Source organism: Paenibacillus sp. J31R30 (genome assembly GCF_059692115.1).
This window is the reverse complement of the sequence record NZ_JCAUAV010000009.1, coordinates 48933-72550: the sequence shown is the minus strand read 5'-3', so window position 1 is coordinate 72550 and position 23618 is coordinate 48933. Positions and strand designations below refer to the sequence as shown.

Sequence of the window (23618 nt, the reverse complement as noted above, 5' to 3'; positions counted from 1 at the left end):
GCTAATGGATTGTAATCTTAGTTTTTGCAAGGCTATCGGACACAGAAGTCACTATTCGTTGGATTTCAGCTTGTAAGTGTCTCACTTTGCGAAATAACAACACTGGTGTCCGATAGCTTCCCGAAACGGAAGATTCCGTCGGGATTAACGTCCAATGTGTCCAATAGGAGATGCAATCTGCCATGTACGGCCATGAATTCATACAGTATATGGGTAATTGCAGCTTTAAACATGCAAGCCCTCTAGAGCCCCAATAAAATCCATTAAATATTTTCATATCGACAATTTAAAGACTTGTCTTTTATATGTCCCCTTACATACAATAGGATAAGATAGTAAGTAAGACCTTAGGATTGGAGCGCTGTGTGATGCGTTTTAAAGATGTGTTTTCCATCATCGGTCCTTCGATGATTGGTCCTTCCTCCTCGCATACCGCGGGTGCGATTCGATTAGGCCGCGTTGCAAGACAGCTGTTAGGCGAACTGCCGCTTAAAGCAGAAATCACATTATACGGGTCATTCGCAGATACCTACCGAGGACACGGGACCGATCTCGCGTTAATCGGCGGGATATTGGATTTTGAAACGGACGATCCTCGAATTCCTCAAGCGGCTGAAGCAGCGGAAGCGACAGGGGTAGTAATAGCTTTTCACATTAGTAAAGATAAAGCAGACCATCCGAACACGGTGGGAATTGTACTTACCTCAGAAAAACGGAAAGTTAGCATGAGGGGGGCTTCGATCGGTGGCGGCAATGTAGAAATTAACAGTGTTGATCAATTTGACGTGAAATTCACTGCGAATTATCCGACATTAGTTATTTCGCATCATGACCGACCTGGGATGATCGCGGATATCACGACGCTGTTAGGCAGCAATCAGATTAATATCGGATTCATGGATTTGGATCGTAAAGGGCGCAATCGGGAAGCAATGACAGTTATTGAGACGGATGCAGCTATCCCGGATTCCCTTATTGAACAGCTAATGCGCTTAAGTATGATCACCGAGATTAGAAAAGTGGACCTTGCAGAAAGAGGCGACGAATGAGATTCCGGACATTAAAGCAACTAGCTGATGTATGTGCGGCGGAAGGCTTGACGATTGCGGAAGTGATGCTGGCTGATCAAAGTCATGAATCAGGCAAACCGCCCGAGTATGTGTTTGACAAAATGCGTGCGTATTATCAAATAATGAAAGAGGCCGTAACCAAAGGGCTGACCGAGGACACGACTTCTCGAAGCGGGTTAACGGGGAAGGACGCTCAGCGTGTGGCCAGTTATTTAACAACCACAGAGGCCTCTCTCGGAGAAGAAGCGTGCAAAGCAATGGCTTATGCTTTAGCCGTTTCGGAAGTCAACGCATCAATGGGGCGAATCATCGCCACGCCAACTGCAGGCTCCTGCGGGATTATTCCAGGTGTATTTATCAGTTCTCAGCAGCGTTTTGGGTGGGACGATGATCATTTGGTCAAAGGGCTGCTATGTGCGGGTGCGATTGGGTATGTCATCGCCAATAATTCCTTCGTTTCCGGTGCCGAAGGAGGATGCCAAGCGGAAGTTGGCTCTGCGATTGGGATGGCGGCTGGCGCACTTGTTGAGCTGCGCGGCGGTACGCCGGAGCAAGCGATGCATGCCGTAGGGCTAGCGCTCAAGAATACACTAGGATTGATCTGCGATCCTGTCGGCGGACTTGTGGAAATCCCGTGCATCGTTCGCAACGGCTTCGGCGCGGTTAATGCCATGGCAGCAGCCGATATGGCGTTGGCAGGTGTCAGATCGGTCATCCCATCGGACGAGGTCGTCCAAGTGATGTATGAAGTGGGCACGGCCATGCCGGAGAAGCACAGGGAAACAGCCAAAGGCGGCTTAGCCCAAACACCGACAGGTCGGAAAATTATGAAAGAACTCAACCTAGGGAAGAAAAAGTAACCGAGAAGTCTGTGGGCATGTCCGCAGGCTTTTTGTTTTAACTTCCCCTCATTTCGGTATATAGTAGACATATTGAAGTGGAAAGGAAGAAGACAATGCGTACAACAATGACTACATCAATGACCGAAAAACAACAAGGTATTTTCCCAGCTGTCTGTCCTCTGGACTGTCCAGATCAGTGCGGCTTGCTGCTTCATAAAGAAGACGGGAAGATTGTGAAAATAGAAGGAGACCCTGAACATCCCGTTACACAGGGAGCTATCTGTAACAAAGTTCGCAACATGACGGCACGTCTTTATGATGATAAAAGATTGCAGTATCCGATGAAACGTATCGGCCCCAAGGGGGAAGAGAGCTCTTTCCAACGCATATCCTGGGATGAGGCTTTGGACACCATCACGAGCCGCTGGAAAGAACTGATCGCCTCGGAAGGCCCAGAATCGATCTTGCCTTATAGTTTTTATGGCAACATGGGGCGAATCGGGACGGAGGGCATGGATCGTCGATTCTTCCATCGCATGGGAGCCAGCCGTTTGATGTATTCGATTTGCGAATCAGCCGGCACCGAAGGCTACAAATACACGATGGGCGGCAGCTATGGGACCGATCCTGAGGAGACGGTTCATGCGAAGCTGATCATCATGTGGGGCATCAATGCGGTCAGCACGAATATGCATCAGGTGATGCTGGCTGAGAAAGCCCGCAAAAATGGCGCGCAAATCATCGTCATAGACGCGCATAAGAACCAAACAGGCCGCTGGGCGGACTGGTTCATTCCCATTTTGCCTGGAACGGACGCGGCTCTAGCTCTTGGCATGATGCACATTCTGTTCGCTGAGAATCTGACCGATGAAGCCTTCCTCCAGCAATATACGCTAGGGTATGAGGAGCTTAGAGCGCACGTGCAGCAGTATGATCCTGCCAGCGTATCCGAGATTACAGGCGTGCCAGTAGAGGATATTTATCGCCTTGCTCGCTTATATGGCGAGACTTCTCCCTCTTTTATTCGAATTGGAAATGGGATTCAACACCACGATAACGGCGGCATGTGTGTACGGACAATTGCCTGCTTACCAGCGCTTACGGGCCAATGGCTGCATCCAGGCGGCGGCGCGATCAAAGGAAATGGCGCTTATTTGGAGCACAACCTTGCGGCATTGCAACGGCCTGATTTGCGTGCAAAGGAAGCGCGTCTCATCAATATGAACCTGCTTGGCAGTGCCTTGCTCGAGCTAGATCCGCCTATCAACGCGTTGTACGTCTATAATTCCAACCCAGCTCTGGTCGCTCCCCATGCGAATAAAGTGAAGGAGGGGCTGGAGCGAGAGGATCTCTTCACAGTAGTGCATGATCTGTTCCTAACGGAGACAGCCAAGTATGCGGATATTGTGCTGCCAGCGACGTCCTCTTTTGAAAATACGGACTTCTATCGCTCTTATTGGCATCACTATGTACATCTTCAGCTCCCCGTGATAGAGCCTTATGGCGAGAGCAAGGCGAATGTAGACGTATTCCGGCTGCTCGCGGAGAAAATGGGCTACGAGGATGAAGCGCTGCGGGACAGTGATGAGGACATGGTTCGTCAGGCTTTGAATCATCCCGGAAATCCAGCTCTAGCTGACATATCGTTCGATGCCTTGCTGGATACCGGATTTATGAAGGCAGCGACCGTGCCCTTATTTCCTGGGAAGCTACGGACACCTAGCGGCAAAATCGAACTGTATTCAGCCGAAATGGCGAGCAAGGGCTTTCCAGCGCTCCCTACCTATGTGCCTCTTGTCGAAGACAGTGATTTGCCGTTTATGTTCATCCCAGCGCCAAATCATAATTTCTTGAATTCAACCTTTGCACATAATGAGAAGCATGTCCGCATGGAGAAAGTGCCAAAGCTGCACATGCATGAAGACGATGCATCTGCATTGGGCTTGGCAAGCGGCGATCTCGCCCGTGTGTGGAACGAGCGGGGCGAGTGTGAACTAGTCGTTATGGCAGGGCGTGATGTGCGAAGCGGCGTTGTGGTTAGTCAGGGGCTTTGGGCCGACGCGCCAGGCAGCAAAACTCGCGTGAATGTCCTAACGCCAGATCGCGTTGCTGATATGGGCGGAGGGGCGACTTTTTTCTCGGGACGAGTAGGTGTAGAAAAGTTGAAATAGCTTGAACCTATAGGCGGGCTATCGCATAGGGTACATCAGGAGATGATGACATATGCCTATTCAGCAAAAAGCTTACGCCTTAATCGGAAGGCCGGTTGGTATATCCCTGATGGATGGTACCGGCGTATCTGGCATTCTGTGCAGTGTACAAGGCGGCTCCATTTATATAATTGAATATTTATACCATACGCAATTTGCTACAAAACATTATACGTTCAATCAGGTGAGAGATATTCTGCCCTATCCGCAATGTCCGCAGCCGTATCCGCCAGTGTTTACACCGCAGCCGTTGTATTAAGCGATTGTGGAAGATAACCAATGAAACCGATCCTTTTGGATCGGTTTTTTGTGTGAAATCCTAATTTAGCCACTCCTTGACCTAAATAAATGACAATTAAATCGCAAGAAAAACAAGTATCATAAAATTCATGTATACGCTTACAACTTAGAAACAGAAGGAAAAGGGGTCTGAATAATGAAAATGCATGTGTTCAAAAGCAAAATAAGTATTATGTTGATTTTTTCAATGATATTTTCGCTTCTACTGCTTCCTATACCTGGTATGGCGGCTGATGTTGAGGTGGACGTCGTAGGTACTCCTCTCTTAGCCAGTGCGGACGCAGCCATACTTAAGGATACGGGAGATGCTACTGTCGAAACAAAGAACTATGACACTAAAACTGATACTGCTGTTGGTGTGTTTAGTATCTCGACGAGCAGTACCAAGAAAAAGCAAGCCTATTTTAAGTTTAATGTGGCAACAGTGGCTGATTCTACTTATAAGTATTATTTGGAGGTTTCTGCTAAGCGAGGAAGTTCTGAAATCAATACGCCTATGCAAGTTTATGGCTTAAATAATTTTACATGGGAAGAGAACACAATTACTTGGAATACTTCACCTTATACTGATTTGACACAACTTAATCAGTTAGGTCAATTTACGGTGACGCAGCCGAATAAAATTGATGGTGCTAACCAAAATCCCGTTCATTATAAAGTTGATGTGACGGATTATGTTAGACAGCATCTAGCTGATGGGGCAGTTTCCTTTGTTGTTGCCAACAGTTCAAGTAACTCGGTAAATGTATATTCCAAAGAAGCAACAGGTCAGAACTTGAAGACGCAGCTCCGAGTGTCGCGCATCGTCCAAAGCGATGACACGCCACCTGATTGGCCGTCCGATGCAGCATTAAAGTCTTCTAATCTTGGAATGGATTTTGTTCAATTAACTTGGCCAACAGCAACAGATAACAGCTCTGTATCCAATTATAAGATTTATCAAAATGATAGCTTAATCAAAACCGTGGTTGGCAATACCTACACAGTTCAAGGATTAACTCCAAATACAGGTGTTACCTATTACGTCTACGCAGGAGATCCAGTCGGTAATTACTCAACACCATTGATTTACCATGTTACTACTTTATCCGCGCCAGTTACTCCTTTACAGGTCGTAGAAGTGAACGCGAGCAGCAGTGACGGAAATGTAGAGAGCAATACCGTAGATAACAACTTGTTCAGCCGTTGGTCTGCATCAGGTGACGGTCAGTATATTATGTTTGATTTAGGTCAAACCAAACGAATTGGGTATGTAGGCATCGCTTTTTATAAAGGTGATCTACGTTCTACACGGCTGGATATTGAGACTTCAAATGATGCACTAACATGGACAAATGTATGGAGTGGTAATAGTCGTGCGACCACAGCGAATATGCAAGCCTTTGATATTCCAGATACGGATGCTCGTTTCGTAAGAATCATAGGGCATGGAAATTCCGATGGCAGCACGTTTACCAGCTTAACGGATGTGATGATTTACGCGCCATATGTGACTGGCGATACGCCGGTTGCTATAGTTCCTAATATTACACCTACGGCTCCTCCGGGAGCGGTTCCTTTCACCAAAGCTGGTTTAACGAACCCAGACGGCACTGTACACGCGCTACATACACCGAATCCTGTAACAGGAGCAACCATTAATGTAACTAGTTATGGTGCGGATCCTGCCGATAATGCGAATGATGACCGTGTTGCGATTCAAAATGCGATTAATGCTGCTTCTCCAGGGGACGAAGTTTATCTGCCAAACGGTGTGTATAACCTAATCACTTCGCCTGATGGATTTGTGAATTTGAAATTGAAGTCCGGTGTGAATTTACGCGGAGAAAGTGAAGTAGGAACCAAACTGAAATCCAGCATCGACGATATTAAAAATAGTTCCGTTGTGAAGTCGTCAAGTCAACACGACATTTTAATTTCTAACATGACGATCACTTCAACGTGGGATCGGGCATTTTCACTTGAGCATGCTACGAATAACCCAGCTGCCGGGGGGCCAGACAGCAGTATTGCTATTGCCAATTACGGGGAGATTCCATCCTATAATGTGACGATTGATCATGTTACCGTGGAACGTTTTAGACGTATGGCGATTCGCATTGAGAACAGCCACGACGTTATCGTTCGCAATAGCACTTTCCGCAATGCAACCGATCTAGGCGGAGGCGGAGCGGGATACGGAACTTCTATTCAAGGCATGCCGAAGGTGGATCGACTTGGTTTTGATAATGATACGTATTGGAATGTAGTTGAAAACTCAACGTTTGAAGGACCTTATTTACGCCATGGTTCACTCATTCAAAATGTTGCACACAATAATACGCTAAGAAACAATCATTATATTAATACCAAATTAGATTCCATCGATCTTCATGGTGAATTGGAATATTTGAACGAGGTTTATGACAATACGATTGAAAATATTTATACCGGTGGTGGCGTAGGTCTCGGAAATACAGGGGGGACGGCTCCCACTAACCATAGTAAATCTGGCCCTAAAAACCATATTCATGACAATGTAATCCGCAATTCGCGAGAAGGTATTGTTGTAACGATGGGTACGCCAGAAACATTGATTGAGAACAATATTATTGAAAATACGACGTCTGTAAATAATGCGGTAGGAATTAATATTTTAAATGGACCAGGGACTCGCATTATTAGTAACACGATTCGTAATAATACGGCGACAAACTACTGGGGTATTTTGCTGGAACACGATAATGGCGACCAAAATGCTAATTTTGTAGGAGCTGGAGATCCTCAAGACGTACAAATTATAGGAAATATTATTACAGGAAATACCAATGGAATTCAATTGCAGGAAGGAACTAATATTCAGGTAAGCAAAAATATCTTAAACAATATCGGAACCGATTATGATAAAGCTGCAGGGGTGACGGCAACGGAGGTATGGCCTTCGACAGATAACACGTTAAGCAACTTAACCATCAGCGCAGGAACGTTAAGCCCTGCATTTGATGCGGCAGTAACGGAGTACACATCTGTTTTGTCAGAAGGTACAGGAGAAATTCAGATTACACCAACAACAACAGACAGCGGAGCTAAAGTTACCGTGAAGGGAGCATCTGTCTTAAGTGGCTCGGCTTCCAATGCGATTCAACTTCAAGTTGGAGACAATGTAATTGAGGTTGTAGTTACCGCAGAAGATCTTTCGGCGAAGACGTATGTATTAACGGTAACTCGGGCAGCTAGTCCTACTACGGGCTATGCTCCGCCAAGCAGTGCGCTAGAAGCTTCAGATAGCCTGAACTCCGTCATCACTGAAGTTGATGGTAAAGCCGTGGCTAAAGCAACGTTAGATGAAAAGACGCTGGATGCCATTTTAAAAGCACAAGGGAACGGTCCAATTACTTTAGTGGTGGATTCGCCAAACGATGTAGGCCAAGTACAGCTAACCTTGAATCAGCAAACCATACAAAAGCTGAATGACAAGCCTTCCACATATATTGAAACGAAAATTGGAGGATTCCAGCTTCCTTTGTCACAATTAAATATGACTCAATTGGCTTCACTGCTAGGAGATAAACCAGAAAACGTTCAGATTCAAGTGAATATTAGTAAGAACGATAACGCATCAATGCAAGCAAATGCTGCTGGACTCAAAGTAGTCGAATCGATCGATTTCACGATGAAAGCCGTTGCGGGGAACGGGAAATCCGAAGATATTTCCACTTTTAATACGTATGTACCGTATACGATTCAGGTAGATCATAAAGTTAATGAGCGTAATCTTGCTGCGGTCAGAGTAGTTAAGGATGCACAAGGGCATACGACGTATGAACCAGTTCCGCTCTCAATCAAATCAGGAGAGGTTGTTCTTTATAGTCATTCCAATGAGACGTTCCTGTTGATTGAAAATAATATTTCTTTTACAGATACGAATAAGCATTGGGCAAAAGATGGCATTGAGCGAATGGCGAATAAATGGCTCGTTCAAGGTGTTTCCAAAGATGAATTCCGTCCAGATCAACCGATCACACGTGCAGAGTTAGCTGCACTCCTGACACGTACGCTGGGTATGAAGTCATCGAATGCGAATACGGATTTTACAGATTTGAATCAGCAAGAATGGTACAACGATTCCATAAAAGCTGCTGTAGAAGGCGGAATCATTACAGGCTATGAAGATGGTACTTTCCGACCTAATCAGACGATTACTCGTGAGGAAATGGCTGTCATGATCGACAGGGCGCTGCAAGCAGCTGGTTACGATGATCACCAAGCTACAGGTAATGTACCTGCTTTCTCGGACCAGAACCAAATTAATTCTTGGTCAGGTGACGCTGTTAAACGGTTAGTTCAATTGCAGTTGATGGAGGGCATGAGCCCAACTTCCTTTGATCCTGATAAGGAAGCGACGCGTGCACAAAGTGCTGTGCTGTTACAGCGCTTGTTGCAAATCCTAACGTTTACGAAGTAGGCAAAATATGAAAAAAAGCTTGGTCAATTCCAGCATACGACTGGGGTTGACCAAGCTTTTCTAATTTGAAGATCTTAACGATTATCAATCTTCTCCGGATATAGATCATGATTCATCAAACGATGTTCAGCCATCGCTTCGTACTTGGTACCTGGCTGACCCCAGTTGCAATAAGGATCAATGGAGATTCCGCCGCGAGGCGTGAACTTGCCCCAAACCTCGATGTAACGCGGATTCATCAAATCGATGAGATCATTCATAATGATATTGACACAATCCTCGTGGAAATCACCATGATTGCGGAAGCTGAATAGGTATAGCTTCAGCGATTTGCTCTCGACCATTTTGATCGTAGGAATGTACGAAATGTAAAGTGTAGCGAAATCCGGTTGTCCGGTTACAGGACATAAGCTAGTAAACTCAGGGAAGTTAAATTTGACGAAATAAGCCCGGTCCGGGTGTTTATTATCAAATGCTTCTAAGAGTGTAGGGTCATAGTTGAAAATGTACTTCGTGCCTTGATTACCTAATAAGGTAATTTCTTTCAAATCTTCATTGCTTCTGCCTGCCATGGGTAAATCCTCATTTCATAGTTTTTTAGAGAGGGAGTTTGCGAACCTCTTCTATAAGCAGATAGGTCCGTAGGTCCGCTCATAGAGGTGACTTCCTATTTCTTAAAAAATGTATCATACTCCACAGGAAAAAGCACCTTGCAGCGAGGTGGCAATTATTACAGTTCAGTGGATTTTGAGAATGGAAATTGGTATGAAATGTCGAAGTAGATCAAGCATAATGCTATAATAGAAAAATAATGTCGAAAGCGTGGGGAAGAATTGAATTATGAAAGCTTATTTAGAACTGCTTAAAGATGTTTTAGATCAAGGTGTAGAAAAGGGAGATCGCACGGGTACAGGCACGATTTCTGTGTTTGGACGTCAGATGCGAATCAATCTGCAGCAAGGCTTCCCTCTTTTGACAACGAAGAAGCTGCATATTAAATCCATTGTTCATGAACTGCTGTGGTTCTTGAGCGGCAGCACGAATGTCCAATATTTGCGCGACAACGGGGTAACAATCTGGGATGAGTGGGCTGACGAAAACGGAAACCTTGGCCGCGTCTATGGTGCTCAATGGCGTACGTGGCTTGCGCCGAATGGGCAAGTCATCGATCAAATCGAGAAGCTGATTCACCAAATCAAGACAAATCCAGATTCACGCAGACATTTGGTCAGCGCATGGAATCCTGCAGAAGTGGACAATATGGCATTGCCGCCGTGTCATTATGCTTTTCAATTCTATGTAGCAAATGGCAAGTTATCCTGTATGTTTCAGATGAGATCTGTTGATACATTCCTAGGATTGCCGTTTAATCTGGCATCGTATGCCCTCTTAACTCATATGATTGCGCAGCAGTGCGATTTGGAAGTTGGGGATTTGATTTGGAACGGCGGCGATGTGCATATTTATCAGAATCACGTTGAACAGGTGAATAAGCAGCTTCTGCGAGAACCACAAGATCTGCCAACTCTTCATATCAAAAGAAAGCCAGCTTCCATCTTCGATTACACGTTCGACGATTTTGAGTTTCTGAACTACACGCCACTGCCGGGCATTAAAGCGCCGATTGCGATTTAAGCAAGGTGTTGTAACGAAAGGAGTGTTTCCCGTTGAGTATTTCGTTTATATTTGCGATGGATCGCAACCGAGCGATCGGTGTTAATAATACGTTACCGTGGCATTTGCCAGGTGATTTGAAATTTTTCAAAAACGTAACGATGGGTCACCCCATCCTTATGGGCCGCAAGACGTACGAATCCATCGGAAAGCCGCTTCCTGGAAGACGTAATATCATTCTCACGCAAAATACTGCGTATCAAGCCGAAGGCTGTGAAATTTTTCATTCGGTAGATGAAGCGATCGAAGCATTCCGTGACCAGGAGTTGTTCGTGATTGGTGGAGCGGAAGTCTTCAATCTTTTCGCCGCTAGCGTGAATCGCATGTATATCACATTCATTGAGCACGAATTCGAAGCTGACACCTTCATGTCTGACTTGGACTTGTCATCTTGGACCTTGGTGTCGAGTGAGCAAGGCGAGCGCAATGAGAAAAATCCGTACGAGTACTATTTCCGGATTTACGAACGGAATTAGATAGTGGGCATATCACCCTATTCGTGTCGTGAATACAGCAGTAAAGCATGCAAAAGTGCAACCTTTTTATCGAATAAACTTCTCAATCTGAAATGCTTGCAAAAGCGCAACTATTTGGACGGCATCCCCCAATTTTGGCACCATTTCGGTCCAAAGGGATGCGCTTTTGCACTAATTTATCTATATTAAGCCGTTTTCCCCGAAATTGAGTGCTCTTTAGCATCTTTGAGCAATTACGCTTACACGGGGTGTATAAAACAAAGGAGCTTAGCGCAAACATGCCCTTAGCTCCTTTTCCATAATCAAAAAGCCTCGAGCACCCTCTGCTTCACACAGAGAGTCTCGAGGCTTTCTTCATTAAGGCATTATACGCCGATTATCTGCGTTTCCTAACCAACGATACGATCAAAGCTAACGCGCCAAGCACCACGCCAGCAATGGAGAGGTACAGCGACGTATTCGATTCCGAGCTACCAGCACCTGCTGCACCAGCTGTCACGTTCCCGTGGCTGTCCGTCGTTGCGCCAGCCGCTGCTTTAGCTTTAACGGTTGTGACAGAAGCAGGCTTGTCGGAGCCATTCGCCCCAACCCATTCCACGACAGAGCCATCCTTGTAAGTCTGGTAGGCCTTCCAGATGATTTGCGTAGCGGTATCAGCTACTTTACCCTGCATACTGAAATCACCGAATTCGGTCGCTCCTAGTCCATCACCAGTTGCTGTCCAAGTAACGCCAGTAATTTTCCCGGCAGCGTCCTTAGCGATGTCGTACTTCCAACCCGCTTTGGGCTCAAAACGCGAAACGGCTACCGAATCAATTGGAAATTTGACCTCAACTTTAACAGTGGCACTGTCCTTCTCAGAAGGAACACGTACGGTAAATACTTCATAGCTGCCTTGTGTAGCTTCTTTTGGATATACAACGACGTGAGCACTTGCGATTCCCACGAGGAGCATGGAAGCGATCATCATCGAGCTTGCGGTTAACATAATTTTTTTAAACATGGAATAATATCCCCTTTCAATATCAACTCTTACCATGTTGTCCATCTTACCTGATTGACAAGCATAAGAGTATGACTCGACTGGGCTATTTTTTCGACTAGATTTGTCCTTTCCGTGTCAGACCATGCTTGATGGCAAATGCAGTAAGCTGCACGCGATTCTCTAAGGAGAGCTTCACGAGAATATTTTTCATGTGATTTTTCACGGTGTGCTCGGAGATGAGCAGCTTTTCGGCAATCACTCGATTATTGTCCCCTTGTGCGACATAAGCTGTAATTTCTTGTTCACGTGAAGTGAGCATGTGTGGGCTTGGACCCTCTGTGTGCGCGCCTACTGGTGAGCGGAAGCGTCCGAATAGCTTGTCTGCCATTCCTCTGGCTACCTCCGAATTATCGTCAAGCAGGGCACGGAGATAGCTAAGCCATTCATCGGGATCCATATTTTTGAGCAAATACCCTTGTGCACCGAATTGCAATGCCGTGAAGAGATCAGCCACATCATCTGAAACGGTGAGCATAATGATGCGTATCCCGCCATAGGCTTGTTTAATGTGCCGTGTGGCTTGCAAACCGTCCATCGGAGACATATGGATGTCCATTAAGACGACGTCGGGAGCAAGCTCCCCGCAAAGTCGAATGGCATCTTCTCCTGTGCTGGCTTCCCCAACGATGAAGAAATCTGCGCATGGCTCCAGCATACTTCGGATTGCTTTGCGCGCTAAAGGATGATCATCAACAATGAGTACACGAAATGGCATGAGATTCGGCATTAGCTGTTCACCTTTCTTTCGGCCTGTACAATCAGTTTCGTGCCAGCGCCTTTCTCACTTTGAAGCGCAAACGTTCCACCAAGCTCGGCGGCCCGTTTCTGCATAAGGTCGATGCCGTAGGTCTTGCTTTTATCATCCGTTGCCGACTTGAGCTCCATGCCGCACCCGTTATCCGTAATGAGTAGTCGCCAGTGATCGTTCCCAGCTTCCAAAAGAAAGGCAGCATCTGTTGCCATAGAATGCTTCCGAATGTTCGTGAAAGCCTCTTGCATGATGCCGAATAGTTGAACTTCCTCACTAGGTGAGAAGCTATGTTCTTTGATCTGCACGGTATTCTGAAGCTCAATGCCGGTTACCAACCGCCAGTTCTCTAAGTAGGTAAGAATCCGTTGCCCGAAGGAAGTGCCTTCTTCTGGCGGCGTTCGCAGATTGAAAATAGCCTGACGAAGCGAATTGTCAATCTCGGACACAGCCGCTTTCGCTTCTTCAATGTCCCCTTGTCGCAGCTTCACATTGAGGAAGAAGAGAGTTTGAGCCAAATCGTCATGCAACTCACGAGCCAGCCGTTCACGCTCCTCAAAGACAGCCCTGCGGGCTTCACTAAGCAGAATTTTCTCATTGCTGCGTTCAATACTGCCGAACATCCAGGAGGCGAAGAGGTAAGATAAGAGCAGTGTAATGACCGTAATCGTGAAATTACCGGCTTCCATGGTTAGATAACGCAGTAAATATTCATGACGGATATATTCAAAACCACCAATAATAAGGACGGGCACCAGCACCGTAAAAAGCTTATACTTACGCATGGACATACAGCAGGTCAGCTCCTTTTTAATATAAATGCATGGAATAAGTTTTCTAAGTAAGTTGGCCGTATATTTGGAACGGTTTCTATTATATCAGATCACATTTAGAATTCTTTACAAAAAATTGGATAGGTACTTCTCAATTCATGCACACGTGTGCTACATTATTAGTAAATCGTAACACGAATGGGAAAGGTGTGGTTGAATTACATGTGGAAATCATTGCTGCGGGAGAGAAAAAGCTGGGGCGGATACGTTGGCTTTATTGTCCTCCTTCACGTATTGGGGCTGATCGGTTTATACTCCGTCGCCAAAACATCGCCCGCTTTCTGGGGAATTGGACTCCTAGCGTATACGTTAGGGATGCGTCACGCGTTCGACGTTGATCATATTGCAGCTATCGACAATACCGTACGGAAGCTTGTTCAACAGAAGAAAAATCCGCTAGGCGTTGGCTTTTACTTCTCGCTGGGTCACTCGTCTGTCGTGTTCATCATGGCTATAGTAACTGCTTTCTCGGTACAATGGGCTGCGCGTGAGCTTCCTTGGATGCAGCGCTTTGGCGGTGTGATCGGGGCTTCTGTTTCCGGACTATTCCTCGTCATCATTGGCGTCATTAATTTGATCATTCTGATTAGCCTATATAAAATGTTTCTGAAGTTTCGCAGCGGTAAGTACGACAACAACGAGTTTGAAGAGCTGTTGGAGTCACGCGGCTTTATTGCACGCCTGATCAAACCGCTATTCTCGTTCATCACCAAAAGCTGGCACGTCTATCCATTAGGCTTTCTCTTCGGTTTAGGTTTCGATACCGCAAGTGAGATCGCCTTGCTGGCGATTTCTGCGCACGCGGCGAAGGATGCAATTCCTTTTATCGGAGTAATCTCACTTCCACTCTTGTTCGCAGCGGGGATGAGCCTATTCGATACAGCAGACGGCATGTTCATGACCAAAGCGTACAAGTGGGCATTTCATACGCCCGTTCGCAAGCTTTACTACAATTTGACCGTTACTGCGCTTGCGGTGGTTGCGGCATTAATCATTGGTGTCATCGAGCTTGGACAGGTGCTTTCCGAAGAGTTCAGTATGGAAGGTACATTCTGGACGTGGCTGCAAGAGATTGATTTTGGAACGTTAGGCTTTATTCTGGTTGGGATGTTCGTCATCGCGTGGATCGTTTCAATTGCCGTCTGGAAAGGCATGAAGATCGAGGAGCGTTGGGGCGCAAAGTACAATCCATAGATGAGATGGCCTCAGCGAGTTCGCTTGGGGTCTTTTTTTGTGCATGGTGAACAATGGAATATGAATTTTTTCTAAAGGTAATGATAGAAAAAAGGATTTTTCATCTGTTTTGTTGAAAGTAGTCTGTCGAGTATTTCAGAAATTGAGTAAAAGAAAGTAGGACGAATATGATTGAGTTTAAAAATTTGTCTAAAGTTTATCCAAATGGCACGGTTGGTTTAAATGATATTAACCTTACCATTCACCCAGGGGAGTTCGTCGTGATTGTAGGTTTATCTGGTGCTGGGAAGTCCACACTGCTGCGTTCGATTAATCGGCTGCATGAGACGACTAGCGGTGAAATCCTAATTGATGGCAAATCCATTACCAAAGCGAACGGCGCGGGGCTGCGTCGGATGCGTAGAGATATCGGGATGATTTTCCAAACCTTTAATCTAGTCAAAAGATCTACGGTAATTCGTAACGTCCTTTCTGGTCGCGTTGGTTACCACTCTACACTTCGTACAATGTTCGGTTTGTTCCCTAAAGCGGATATTGAGCTTTCTCTCAAAGCACTCGATCGGGTGAACATTCGGGAAAAAGCTTATTCGCGCGCCGATGAATTGTCCGGAGGTCAACAACAGCGCGTTTCCATCGCAAGAGCGCTCGCACAGGAAGCCAAAATCATCCTGGCGGATGAGCCTGTTGCGTCATTGGATCCGCTCACAACCCGTCAAGTTATGGATGACCTGAAACGGATTAACAAGGACCTCGGTATTACAACCGTCGTCAACCTTCACTTTATTGACTTGGCTCGCGAGTACGCAACACGTATTATCGGACTTCGTGCAGGTAAGGTCGTGTATGATGGACCTGTTGCCGATGCGACGGACGATGTGTTCTCCGAGATCTATGGCCGCGCCATCAAGAAAGATGAGCTGCTGGGGGGGCAGGAGGGATGAGTGTAGCAACCGTCAAAAAGCCTCCACGCACGAAGTTTTATTTGATTATTGCGATCATGGTGCTATTCTTGATCGGCAGCATTTATCAGACAGATGCGACGCTGACTAGATTAGCTACGGGTACGCCGGAGATCTTCAAATTCATTGCAGAAATGTTTCCGCCAGACTGGCTATTCTTCGCAGACATTTGGAAGCCGATGGCACAAACCATACAAATGTCCATTTTGGGTACGGTTGTTGGAGCTCTATTTGCGTTCCCAATGGCGCTGTTGGCTGCTCGTAACGTTACATCCTCACCATGGTTGTCGTACCCAGCTCGCTTTATTATGAATTTTGTTCGTACCATTCCGGATCTGCTCTATGCAGCATTATTTGCTGTATTAGTAGGCTTTGGTCCAACAGCGGGTACATTAGCGTTAATCTTCTTTACGTTTGGTATCATTTCAAAGCTTTCTTACGAATCAACGGAAGCGATTGATCCAGGTCCGCTTGAAGCGATGACCGCGGTGGGAGCTAATAAGCTGAAGCTGATCCGTTTCGGTGTCTTGCCACAAGTAGCACCTACGTATCTGGCGCATTTTCTGTATACCTTTGAAGTGAGCATTCGTGCTTCCGCTATCCTCGGTTTGGTTGGCGCAGGCGGTATCGGCTTATTACTTAAAAACACGCTTGATCTGTTCCGTTACGATCAATCTTGTGCAATCGTCATTTATACGCTGCTGATCGTTGTCATCATTGATTTGGTGAGTACACGATTCCGTACGTATTTGCTAAAAGGCAGTGCTAAGCCGATGTCTGAAACGCAAGCTAACACGTATAAAATTATTGGTATAGTGGCTGTAATCGGTCTACTTGTTTGGGCATTAACGGGCTTGGAATTAACAGGCTTCCAACCTACCACCTGGATTCTTACAAAAGCGATGATCAGTGGATTATTCCATCCTGATTGGGCTTATGTCTATATTCCTGAAGGGGAAGATTTACTTCGCTCCCTACTTGAAACCTTGTCGATTTCCTATTTAGGAAACTTCGTATCAGCGATTGTCTGTCTGCCCTTTGCTTTCTGGGCTGCGGCCAATATGAGCAAGTACCGTGCTGTTTCTGGCACTGGGAAGCTATTCCTTAGCGTCGTTCGGACAATTCCAGAAATCATTATGGCTTTGATCTTTATCAAAGCGGTTGGTCCAAATGCATATGCAGGTGTTATGGCGCTTGGCTTGCACTCTGTGGGGATGTTAGGTAAGCTCTACGCCGAGGCTATTGAGAACATGGATATGGGGCCTACAGAGGCCATGACGGCCGTAGGAGCGAACTTCTGGCAGCGGATGTCGTTCGCCGTCATTCCGCAGGTCATTCCAGATTTCATTTCGTATACACTGTACCGTTTTGAAATTAATGTCCGTTCTGCGACCTTGCTTGGAATCATTGGTGCCGGAGGAATTGGGACACCATTGATCTTCGCGCTGAATGCAAGACAATGGCCGCGTGTAGGCATTATCTTGATTGGGATTATTGTCACAGTTTCTGTCATTGACTATATCTCAGGTACATTGCGAAAACGGATCGTTTAAAGCGATTAACAACGCATTACTAAATAAAAGGCAGTTCCTGAAGGTCGTAGACCTTCAGGAACTGCCTTTTACTCATGAATGAACATTCCCACCTTGTGCAACTAAGTGGAGGATACGAGGCTCACGAAAACGATGGGAAACATGGGGGAGTGGTTCTTCTGGTCCGATAATCTCGATTTGGTCAATTAACGTGAGAGGAATCATAATGTTGTTTATTTTTAGAAGCTGAAATTCTGGGTAATACTGCGAAATGACACCCTGTACTTCATCGGTGCCGCACCGAATGATAACTTCTGTTTTCCGCATAATCAGCATTTCGTACATCTCTATTTTCACCCCACAATAAGTTATGACACGGCCGACTAGTAAACGTTTGGTAATTGAAAGTAAACGATGAGCTTGGACGGGCGTGCCACATTCATAATATGCAAGGAAAGTCTGGTATAGAATGTAAAATTAGAAGGGAAAAACCACCGCATCATGTTGTAAGGCTCATGCTACGGTGGTTTGTTTATGTGGTGTTAAATCTTATTTCAAGCCCATTGCTTTGTTAGCTTCACGAACGATGTTGAATTTATCATCAGTCGTAGCAACATAACCTTGGTGTGTGTATACGTCGATGATTACTTTCTTACCTTCTGGATCGTTGCCAATCGCAATGAAAGCATCTTGAATTTTCTTTTTCCAAGCTGCATCCATATCCGAACGAACAGCGATCGTATCATTTGGAATTTTATCGGAGTAAGAAAGAACTTTTGTTTGTTTGAAGATTTCAGGATAATCCTTCAACATGTTTGTACGAATATCTTGGAATACGCCGACTGCGTCAACTTGACCGTTAAGCAAAGCGATTACTGCTTTGTCATGCCCTTGGAATTGAACGCCTGTTACATCTTTAACTGGATCTACACCAGCGTTTTTCAAAACAAGACCTGGGTAAACGTAACCAGCAGCGGAAGTAACACCTTGCCAGCCCATTTTCTTACCTTTTAGATCAGCAACGGATTTAATAGGGGAATCCGCTTTAACAAGAATTTCGGATTTATAGAAATCAACAAGCTCTTTCGTTGGTTGACCTGTTGCATCATCAACGCCAAAACGTTGTGCTTGTACAAGAAGATCAGCAGCTTTACGATTATCGTGAGCAACAACATAGTTACTTGGTGGCAAGAAACCAACATCAACTTGTTTGGAAGACATTGCTTCGATTACGACGTTGTAATCAGTGGAAACGGAAACCTTAACTGGGATTCCTAGTTTATCTCCAAGCAATTTTTCAAGCGGCTTAGCTTTTGCTTCAAGTGTCTCTGCATTTTGGGAAGGAACGAATTGCACTTTAAGTTCTTTAGGAATGAAACCTGCCGCTGCTGCTGGAGTAGCCGTTGCCGCCGCTGTTGCTGCTGCAGTAGCTGAAGCAGATGGTTTAGTTTCTTCTTTTTTCGCGCAGCCTACAAGTGCACCTGCAGCTACAACCATGGACAAGCTAAGTACTGTTAATTTTTTCATGTTTTTTTTGACCTCCGTTTAAATATTTACTTTTTATCTATGATGTACTATAACATTATCATAAGAGATATGGAAGATAGTGTGAAGTATTTGTTAAACTGACAGTCTATATGTAATAGTTTACAAAAAATTGGAATTGGGTGAAGTGCTTGACGCAGACGGGGCAAGGACAAATATGTCACATTACGATTTTAGAAACGAGCGACCTCCATGGGAATATGTTTCCCATTCATTACGCAAATAATCATCCCAATGAAGTGGGATTGTCGAAAATCGCTGCATTAATTGCTCAAGAACGAGCAAAGGAAGCGCATGTAATAGTAATCGATAACGGAGATCTAATCCAAGGGACGCCGTTAGCATATCACCACGCCCGTTTGGATAATAAGCCTATGAATCCTATGGTGCTGGGTCTGAACTATTTGAATTATGATGGAGCTGTACTGGGGAATCACGAATTTAATTACGGGATGGACGTGCTGCAGAAAGCAGTCAGAGAATCTGAATTTCCTTGGTTATGTGCCAATATTGTGAACGAAGCGACAGGCCAGCCTTTCTTTGGTAAGCCGTATCTCGTTAAGGAATTTCCTGAAGGCGTGCGTGTAGGGATTCTTGGTTTGACTACGCCCTACATTCCGAATTGGGAAGATCCGAAGCATATTGCTGGCTTGCGTTTCGAAGATCCTATTGCAGCAGCTCGAACATGGATACAATTCCTCAAGGAGCAGGAACATGTAGACGTCGTTGTTGTTTCCTACCATGGCGGATTTGAAAGAGATATCGCAACTGGCGAGCCTACAGAGCCATTGACAGGCGAGAATCAGGGTTATCAGCTATGTATGGAAGTAGCGGGAATCGATGTTCTACTCACTGGTCATCAGCATCGAAGCATTGCGGGTGCCCAAATAAACGGCGTAACCATCGTTCAACCAGGCACAGCCGGCGTTACGCTGGGGAAAGTGAACATCGCGCTGGAGCAAGTTGAAGGGGGCTGGCGTATTGTTTCCAAGCAATCGGAGCTTCTATCTGTTGCGAATGTAGAGGCTGATAAGGTTCTGCTGGAGCGAATTAGTTCCTATGAGTCAAAGACGCAATTGTGGCTGGATCAACCCATCGGTAAGCTATCGGGCGATATGCTCGTGAGAGATCCTATGCAGATTCGTACCCAGGACAATGCGCTGATTGAGTTCATTAACAAGGTCCAAATGGAGCTGTCAGGCGCCCCTATATCTAACACAGCGTTATTTGATAACGTTTCACCTGGATTTCCGGCGGATATCACCATGCGGGATATTGTTTCCAACTATATTTATCCGAACACATTGAAGGTCATTCGAATCTCTGGTCAGGATATAAAGGATGCGTTGGAGCAGTCTGCGGAATATTTTGAAGTGTCGGAAAATGGAGATCTGCAAGTTAGTAAATCTTTTATGGATCCGAAGCCTGCTCATTACAATTATGATATGTGGGAGGGCATCTCCTACACGTTAGACATCGCCCGTCCTGCAGGGAATCGTGTTGTGCAGCTTGATTATGAAGGGGAACCGATTAAGCTGGAAGCCTCCTTCGATGTGGTAATGAACAATTATCGCGCTGCAGGCGGAGGCAATTATGCGATGTTCCAGAATAAGCCGGTAATCAAGGATATTCCAACGGACGTAGCTGAGCTATTGGCGGGATATATCATGGAGCGAGGTACAATCGAGGCAAGTGTAAATCATAACTGGAAAGTGATTTGGAAATAGATCATGTTGCATCTAAAAAGCCTGACAAAAGCGGGAGAATCGAAAGGTTCTCAGCTGTTGCAAGGCTTTTTTAGTTTGTGAAAAAGAAAAAGTTACTTTTCACGAATATAGGCACGATCTCCCGTCCGGGGATTATAGTAGACACGATGATCCCGCTCATAACCTTCGCGCTCGAACAGCGGTCCCGTAGGCGACGATTTCGCTCATATTTTGACCAATATCCCCGCCAATGCCTCTTGCCCTCACTACGACGCCAAATGTACTGCCCAATACTTCCGTAACCTCATAACCGGCAAAGTTTTCTGTTGTAACTACAATCATATTGAATCGCTCCTTTACTGTTGAAATAGATGCTTTTCTACGCGTTAAGGATTGGCTATTATTAACTTAGTACGCTAAACGCATAAGGGGGTTTCAAATGTGAACGTAAGGACGACGATTGAATTATGGCCTGGAGCCACGCAAGATAGTCAAGGTGTGAATAATCAAGGCTGCCCAAGCTTAACCTTATACCCAGTAGAGGGAGAGGGCTTGCGCGCAGCAGTTATTGTATGTCCTGGTGGAGGTTACGGCGCACGAGCTCCTCATGAAGGGGAACCAATCGCTAAATGGCTGAATGGGCTTGGCATTTCTGCTTATGTGTTGAACTATCGTGTAGCTCCTTATAAACATCCTATACCTTTGCAAGACGCGCAGCGGGCTATTCGTACCGTGAGACATCATGCTGAGGCATGGGGAGTCGATGGGAACCGCATTGGTATTCTTGGTTTTTCGGCAGGTGGTCATTTGGCTGCAACAGCAGGCACGCACTATGATACGGGAGATCAAAACGCCTTAGATCCAATTGACCAACATAGCTCTCGTCCTGATCTAATGGTACTGTGTTATCCTGTCATTTCATTCGGTATGAATACGCATCAAGGTTCGCGAATTAATCTGATTGGTGAAGATGCCAGCGATGAGTTAGTCCAGGATTTGAGCAATGAACTTCAAGTAACGGCAGATACACCGCCAACCTTCCTGTGGCACACGGCGGATGATGCGGCAGTTTCCGTCGAAAATAGCTTGCTTTTTGCCAGTGCGCTTAGTCGCAATAAGGTCCCATTTGATCTCCACGTTTTCGAGTCGGGACGTCATGGAATTGGCATTGCAGATGATCATTCGGAAGCGTATATCTGGCCAGAGGTTTGTGCGAATTGGTTGAAAAAGCAGCGATTTGCATGACCAAGCTTGTCTATGAATGCTATCCGCTTGGGGATTCAGCGATTGTGATTCGTCTAGGAGATGACATTTCGTTATTGAATCTTCATAAGGTCAGGCAGGTAGCGAGTTATTTAGAAAATAACTGGCATGAAGGATTCACTGAGCTAGTTACCGCCTATACAACCATTACAATTTATTATGATGCTTTCCACATGTATAACTATTCTTCCGAAGTTGTGTTAAAAAGCGGACGAACATATAGGGAAGCGACTTGGCTCCCTTATGATCATGTCTTACGGTACATAGAGCTGCTATTGAATGCTTATAGGGAGGACGAAAGCTTAGCCGGGCAACTGGGAGTCATTATTGAGATCCCTGTTTGTTATGAGGCAGCGTATGGTCCTGATCTTAGGGAAGTAGCGGCATACCATCAGGTGGATACAAAAGAAATCGTGACATGGCATACATCTCGCGTGTATCCGGTGTATATGATTGGCTTTGCACCCGGTTTTCCTTATTTGGGTGGTATGGATGAAAGGCTAGCGACACCACGCAAGTCCGTGCCGCGCACACAAATTCCAGCCGGCTCTGTTGGTATCGGCGGGTCGCAAACAGGCATCTACCCTTTTGAAACACCGGGTGGTTGGCAGCTTATAGGTCGAACGCCACTCCGCCTGTTTCGTCCTGAGACTGTTCCACCTTCCTTACTGAAGGTTGGAGATCAAGTGAAATTTGTGGCCATCACTTCCGAGCAGTTTCAAGCGTTAGAAGAAGGGAATGCGAGCGATGAGCTTTGAGGTAATAAAACCTGGCCTTTTAACTACATTACAGGATGAAGGGCGCAATGGTTATCGGAAACATGGCGTGATCGTAGCCGGGCCGATGGATCTGTTTGCTCATCGCGCAGCGAATTTGTTAGTTGGCAATGATCGCGAAGCGGCGACCTTAGAAATGACACTTAATGGGTCTTCATTAGTTGCCCAGAGAGATATGCTAATTGCTATTTGCGGTGCAGATATGCAAGCAGAAGTGGATGGAAGTTCAGCTCCGATGTGGCGCCCCTTCGTTCTTCGTAAAGGAAGTGAATTGCATTTTCACTACGCTACACATGGTTGTAGAACCTATTTAGCTGTGCATAGTGGTTTCAAGTCAGACTACGTACTGGGGAGTCGCAGCACCTACCAGAGAGCGGGTATGGGTGGGTATGAGGGAAGAGCTCTTCGTACAGGGGATGTATTGGAACTCGAGCGTAATGAACTGCCATCTCAACTCATGAAGAGTGTCGAGCTCCAATCCAAGTCCGTGAGTCCATGGATTCGTCCTGATTATCGAGACAATCCTGTTATACGGATCGTTAGAGGGAGGGAAGCCTCCTTTTTTACCGCAGTAAGCTGGTCTGGATTGCTTTCTCAGAGCTTTCAAGTGACCTCCCAATCGGATCGCATGGGTTATCGGTTGTTGAGTGACCCCAAGCTTGAGCTAGAAGCGGGCGTGCCCTATGAAATGATTTCCGAAGCTGTAGTAGCTGGGACGCTTCAGGTGCCCTCAAGTGGACATCCAATCTTGTTGATGGCCGATTGCCAAACAACAGGCGGATATCCACGGATTGGTCATGTAATTACGGCCGACCTTCCTTTGGTCGCTCAGGTAAAACCAGGTGGGAAGCTGCGTTTCCAGGAGGTCACACATTTTGAAGCACAAGAGCAGTTGTTGCTCCAAGCGATGGATTTGAAGCTGCTGGGGGCGGGGATGAAGGCTTGGTTGAGGGGAATGGCTTAAAACAAGGGATGCTTACTCTGTGAGGCAGGGACATGGG

At 45.9% G+C, this 23618-nt stretch carries 22 protein-coding genes and 1 riboswitch; of the genes, 14 read left to right on the top strand and 8 right to left on the bottom strand.

The features are described 5' to 3' along the window. Window positions 1-65 precede the first annotated feature (65 nt). Complete coding sequence (locus AC58QO_RS24580; RefSeq protein ID WP_497270157.1) at window positions 66-233, bottom strand: hypothetical protein; 168 nt, start codon at window positions 231-233, stop codon at window positions 66-68. Between the two features lie 135 nt (window positions 234-368). On the opposite strand from AC58QO_RS24580, the gene sdaAB reads away from it, so the two are divergent. The 5 genes from sdaAB (at window position 369) to AC58QO_RS24555 (ending at window position 8866) form a co-directional block, all read left to right on the top strand. Further along, the gene (sdaAB, locus tag AC58QO_RS24575) at window positions 369-1049 is read left to right on the top strand and encodes an L-serine ammonia-lyase, iron-sulfur-dependent subunit beta (RefSeq protein ID WP_497270156.1); all 681 of its coding nucleotides are present in this window, start codon (window positions 369-371) and stop codon (window positions 1047-1049) included. Next, the gene (sdaAA, locus tag AC58QO_RS24570) at window positions 1046-1930 is read left to right on the top strand and encodes an L-serine ammonia-lyase, iron-sulfur-dependent, subunit alpha (protein ID WP_497270154.1); all 885 of its coding nucleotides are present in this window, start codon (window positions 1046-1048) and stop codon (window positions 1928-1930) included. The genes sdaAB and sdaAA overlap by 4 nt, the downstream gene beginning before the upstream one ends. Before the next feature lie 95 nt (window positions 1931-2025). Further along, window positions 2026-4083, top strand: coding sequence for a molybdopterin oxidoreductase family protein (locus tag AC58QO_RS24565; protein ID WP_497270152.1), 2058 nt, complete (start codon window positions 2026-2028; stop codon window positions 4081-4083). Window positions 4084-4135: 52 nt separating this feature from the next. Beyond that, complete coding sequence (locus tag AC58QO_RS24560) at window positions 4136-4381, top strand: hypothetical protein (protein WP_497270150.1); 246 nt, start codon at window positions 4136-4138, stop codon at window positions 4379-4381. Window positions 4382-4558: 177 nt separating this feature from the next. Continuing rightward, window positions 4559-8866, top strand: coding sequence for an S-layer homology domain-containing protein (locus tag AC58QO_RS24555; protein ID WP_497270148.1), 4308 nt, complete (start codon window positions 4559-4561; stop codon window positions 8864-8866). Between the two features lie 74 nt (window positions 8867-8940). On the opposite strand, the gene queF is transcribed toward AC58QO_RS24555, so the two are convergent. Then, entirely contained in the window at window positions 8941-9438 is a 498-nt protein-coding gene (queF, locus tag AC58QO_RS24550; RefSeq protein WP_236289680.1) for a preQ(1) synthase, read from the bottom strand. 11 nt (window positions 9439-9449) lie between these two features. Next, window positions 9450-9493, bottom strand: a riboswitch (PreQ1 riboswitch). Window positions 9494-9706: 213 nt separating this feature from the next. Between queF and thyA the strand changes: the two genes are divergently transcribed. Both thyA and AC58QO_RS24540 read left to right on the top strand, forming a co-directional pair. Beyond that, complete coding sequence (thyA, locus tag AC58QO_RS24545) at window positions 9707-10501, top strand: thymidylate synthase (protein WP_497270146.1); 795 nt, start codon at window positions 9707-9709, stop codon at window positions 10499-10501. A 32-nt stretch (window positions 10502-10533) separates the two neighbouring features. After that, window positions 10534-11016, top strand: coding sequence for a dihydrofolate reductase (locus AC58QO_RS24540; protein WP_497270144.1), 483 nt, complete (start codon window positions 10534-10536; stop codon window positions 11014-11016). A 376-nt stretch (window positions 11017-11392) separates the two neighbouring features. Here the strand turns inward: AC58QO_RS24540 and AC58QO_RS24535 are convergent, their stop codons facing one another. From AC58QO_RS24535 to AC58QO_RS24525, 3 genes are all read right to left on the bottom strand, one after another. Further along, complete coding sequence (locus AC58QO_RS24535; RefSeq protein WP_497270142.1) at window positions 11393-12019, bottom strand: YcnI family copper-binding membrane protein; 627 nt, start codon at window positions 12017-12019, stop codon at window positions 11393-11395. A 97-nt stretch (window positions 12020-12116) separates the two neighbouring features. After that, window positions 12117-12788 (bottom strand): response regulator, encoded by a 672-nt coding sequence (locus tag AC58QO_RS24530; protein ID WP_497270140.1) that lies wholly within the window; start codon window positions 12786-12788, stop codon window positions 12117-12119. Beyond that, window positions 12788-13600: a sensor histidine kinase gene (locus tag AC58QO_RS24525; protein ID WP_497270138.1), complete on the bottom strand. Its 813-nt coding sequence runs from the start codon at window positions 13598-13600 to the stop codon at window positions 12788-12790. The genes AC58QO_RS24530 and AC58QO_RS24525 overlap by 1 nt, the downstream gene beginning before the upstream one ends. 204 nt (window positions 13601-13804) lie before the next feature. Here AC58QO_RS24525 and AC58QO_RS24520 point away from each other — a divergent pair, with 204 nt between their 5' ends. The 3 genes from AC58QO_RS24520 to phnE all read left to right on the top strand — a co-directional run bounded on the left by AC58QO_RS24520 (window position 13805) and on the right by phnE (window position 17348). After that, window positions 13805-14836: a HoxN/HupN/NixA family nickel/cobalt transporter gene (locus AC58QO_RS24520; protein WP_497270136.1), complete on the top strand. Its 1032-nt coding sequence runs from the start codon at window positions 13805-13807 to the stop codon at window positions 14834-14836. A gap of 167 nt (window positions 14837-15003) precedes the next feature. Next, a complete protein-coding gene (gene phnC / locus AC58QO_RS24515) occupies window positions 15004-15777 on the top strand; it encodes a phosphonate ABC transporter ATP-binding protein (RefSeq protein ID WP_497270134.1) in 774 nt (257 codons plus the stop codon). Continuing rightward, window positions 15774-17348: a phosphonate ABC transporter, permease protein PhnE gene (gene phnE, locus AC58QO_RS24510; RefSeq protein WP_497270132.1), complete on the top strand. Its 1575-nt coding sequence runs from the start codon at window positions 15774-15776 to the stop codon at window positions 17346-17348. Before phnC ends, phnE begins: the two co-directional genes overlap by 4 nt. Window positions 17349-17420: 72 nt before the next feature. Here the strand turns inward: phnE and AC58QO_RS24505 are convergent, their stop codons facing one another. Together AC58QO_RS24505 and AC58QO_RS24500 are read right to left on the bottom strand one after the other, a co-directional pair. Continuing rightward, window positions 17421-17672, bottom strand: a complete 252-nt coding sequence (locus AC58QO_RS24505) for a hypothetical protein (protein WP_497270130.1) — start codon at window positions 17670-17672, stop codon at window positions 17421-17423. A 204-nt stretch (window positions 17673-17876) separates the two neighbouring features. Next, window positions 17877-18854, bottom strand: coding sequence for a phosphate/phosphite/phosphonate ABC transporter substrate-binding protein (locus tag AC58QO_RS24500; protein ID WP_497270128.1), 978 nt, complete (start codon window positions 18852-18854; stop codon window positions 17877-17879). Window positions 18855-19003: 149 nt separating this feature from the next. Here AC58QO_RS24500 and AC58QO_RS24495 point away from each other — a divergent pair, with 149 nt between their 5' ends. Next, window positions 19004-20599: a bifunctional metallophosphatase/5'-nucleotidase gene (locus AC58QO_RS24495; RefSeq protein ID WP_497270126.1), complete on the top strand. Its 1596-nt coding sequence runs from the start codon at window positions 19004-19006 to the stop codon at window positions 20597-20599. Between the two features lie 156 nt (window positions 20600-20755). Here the strand turns inward: AC58QO_RS24495 and AC58QO_RS24490 are convergent, their stop codons facing one another. Next, the gene (locus AC58QO_RS24490; protein ID WP_497270124.1) at window positions 20756-20920 is read right to left on the bottom strand and encodes a heavy metal-binding domain-containing protein; all 165 of its coding nucleotides are present in this window, start codon (window positions 20918-20920) and stop codon (window positions 20756-20758) included. Between the two features lie 99 nt (window positions 20921-21019). Between AC58QO_RS24490 and AC58QO_RS24485 the strand changes: the two genes are divergently transcribed. The 3 genes from AC58QO_RS24485 to AC58QO_RS24475 are packed head-to-tail and all read left to right on the top strand — an operon-like array spanning window position 21020 to window position 23581. After that, on the top strand, window positions 21020-21823 hold the full coding sequence (locus AC58QO_RS24485) for an alpha/beta hydrolase (protein ID WP_497270122.1): 804 nt from the start codon (window positions 21020-21022) through the stop codon (window positions 21821-21823). Further along, the gene (pxpB, locus tag AC58QO_RS24480) at window positions 21820-22599 is read left to right on the top strand and encodes a 5-oxoprolinase subunit PxpB (protein WP_497270120.1); all 780 of its coding nucleotides are present in this window, start codon (window positions 21820-21822) and stop codon (window positions 22597-22599) included. Before AC58QO_RS24485 ends, pxpB begins: the two co-directional genes overlap by 4 nt. Next, window positions 22589-23581 (top strand): 5-oxoprolinase subunit C family protein, encoded by a 993-nt coding sequence (locus AC58QO_RS24475; protein WP_497270119.1) that lies wholly within the window; start codon window positions 22589-22591, stop codon window positions 23579-23581. The genes pxpB and AC58QO_RS24475 overlap by 11 nt, the downstream gene beginning before the upstream one ends. The last annotated feature ends 37 nt before the right edge of the window (window positions 23582-23618 follow it).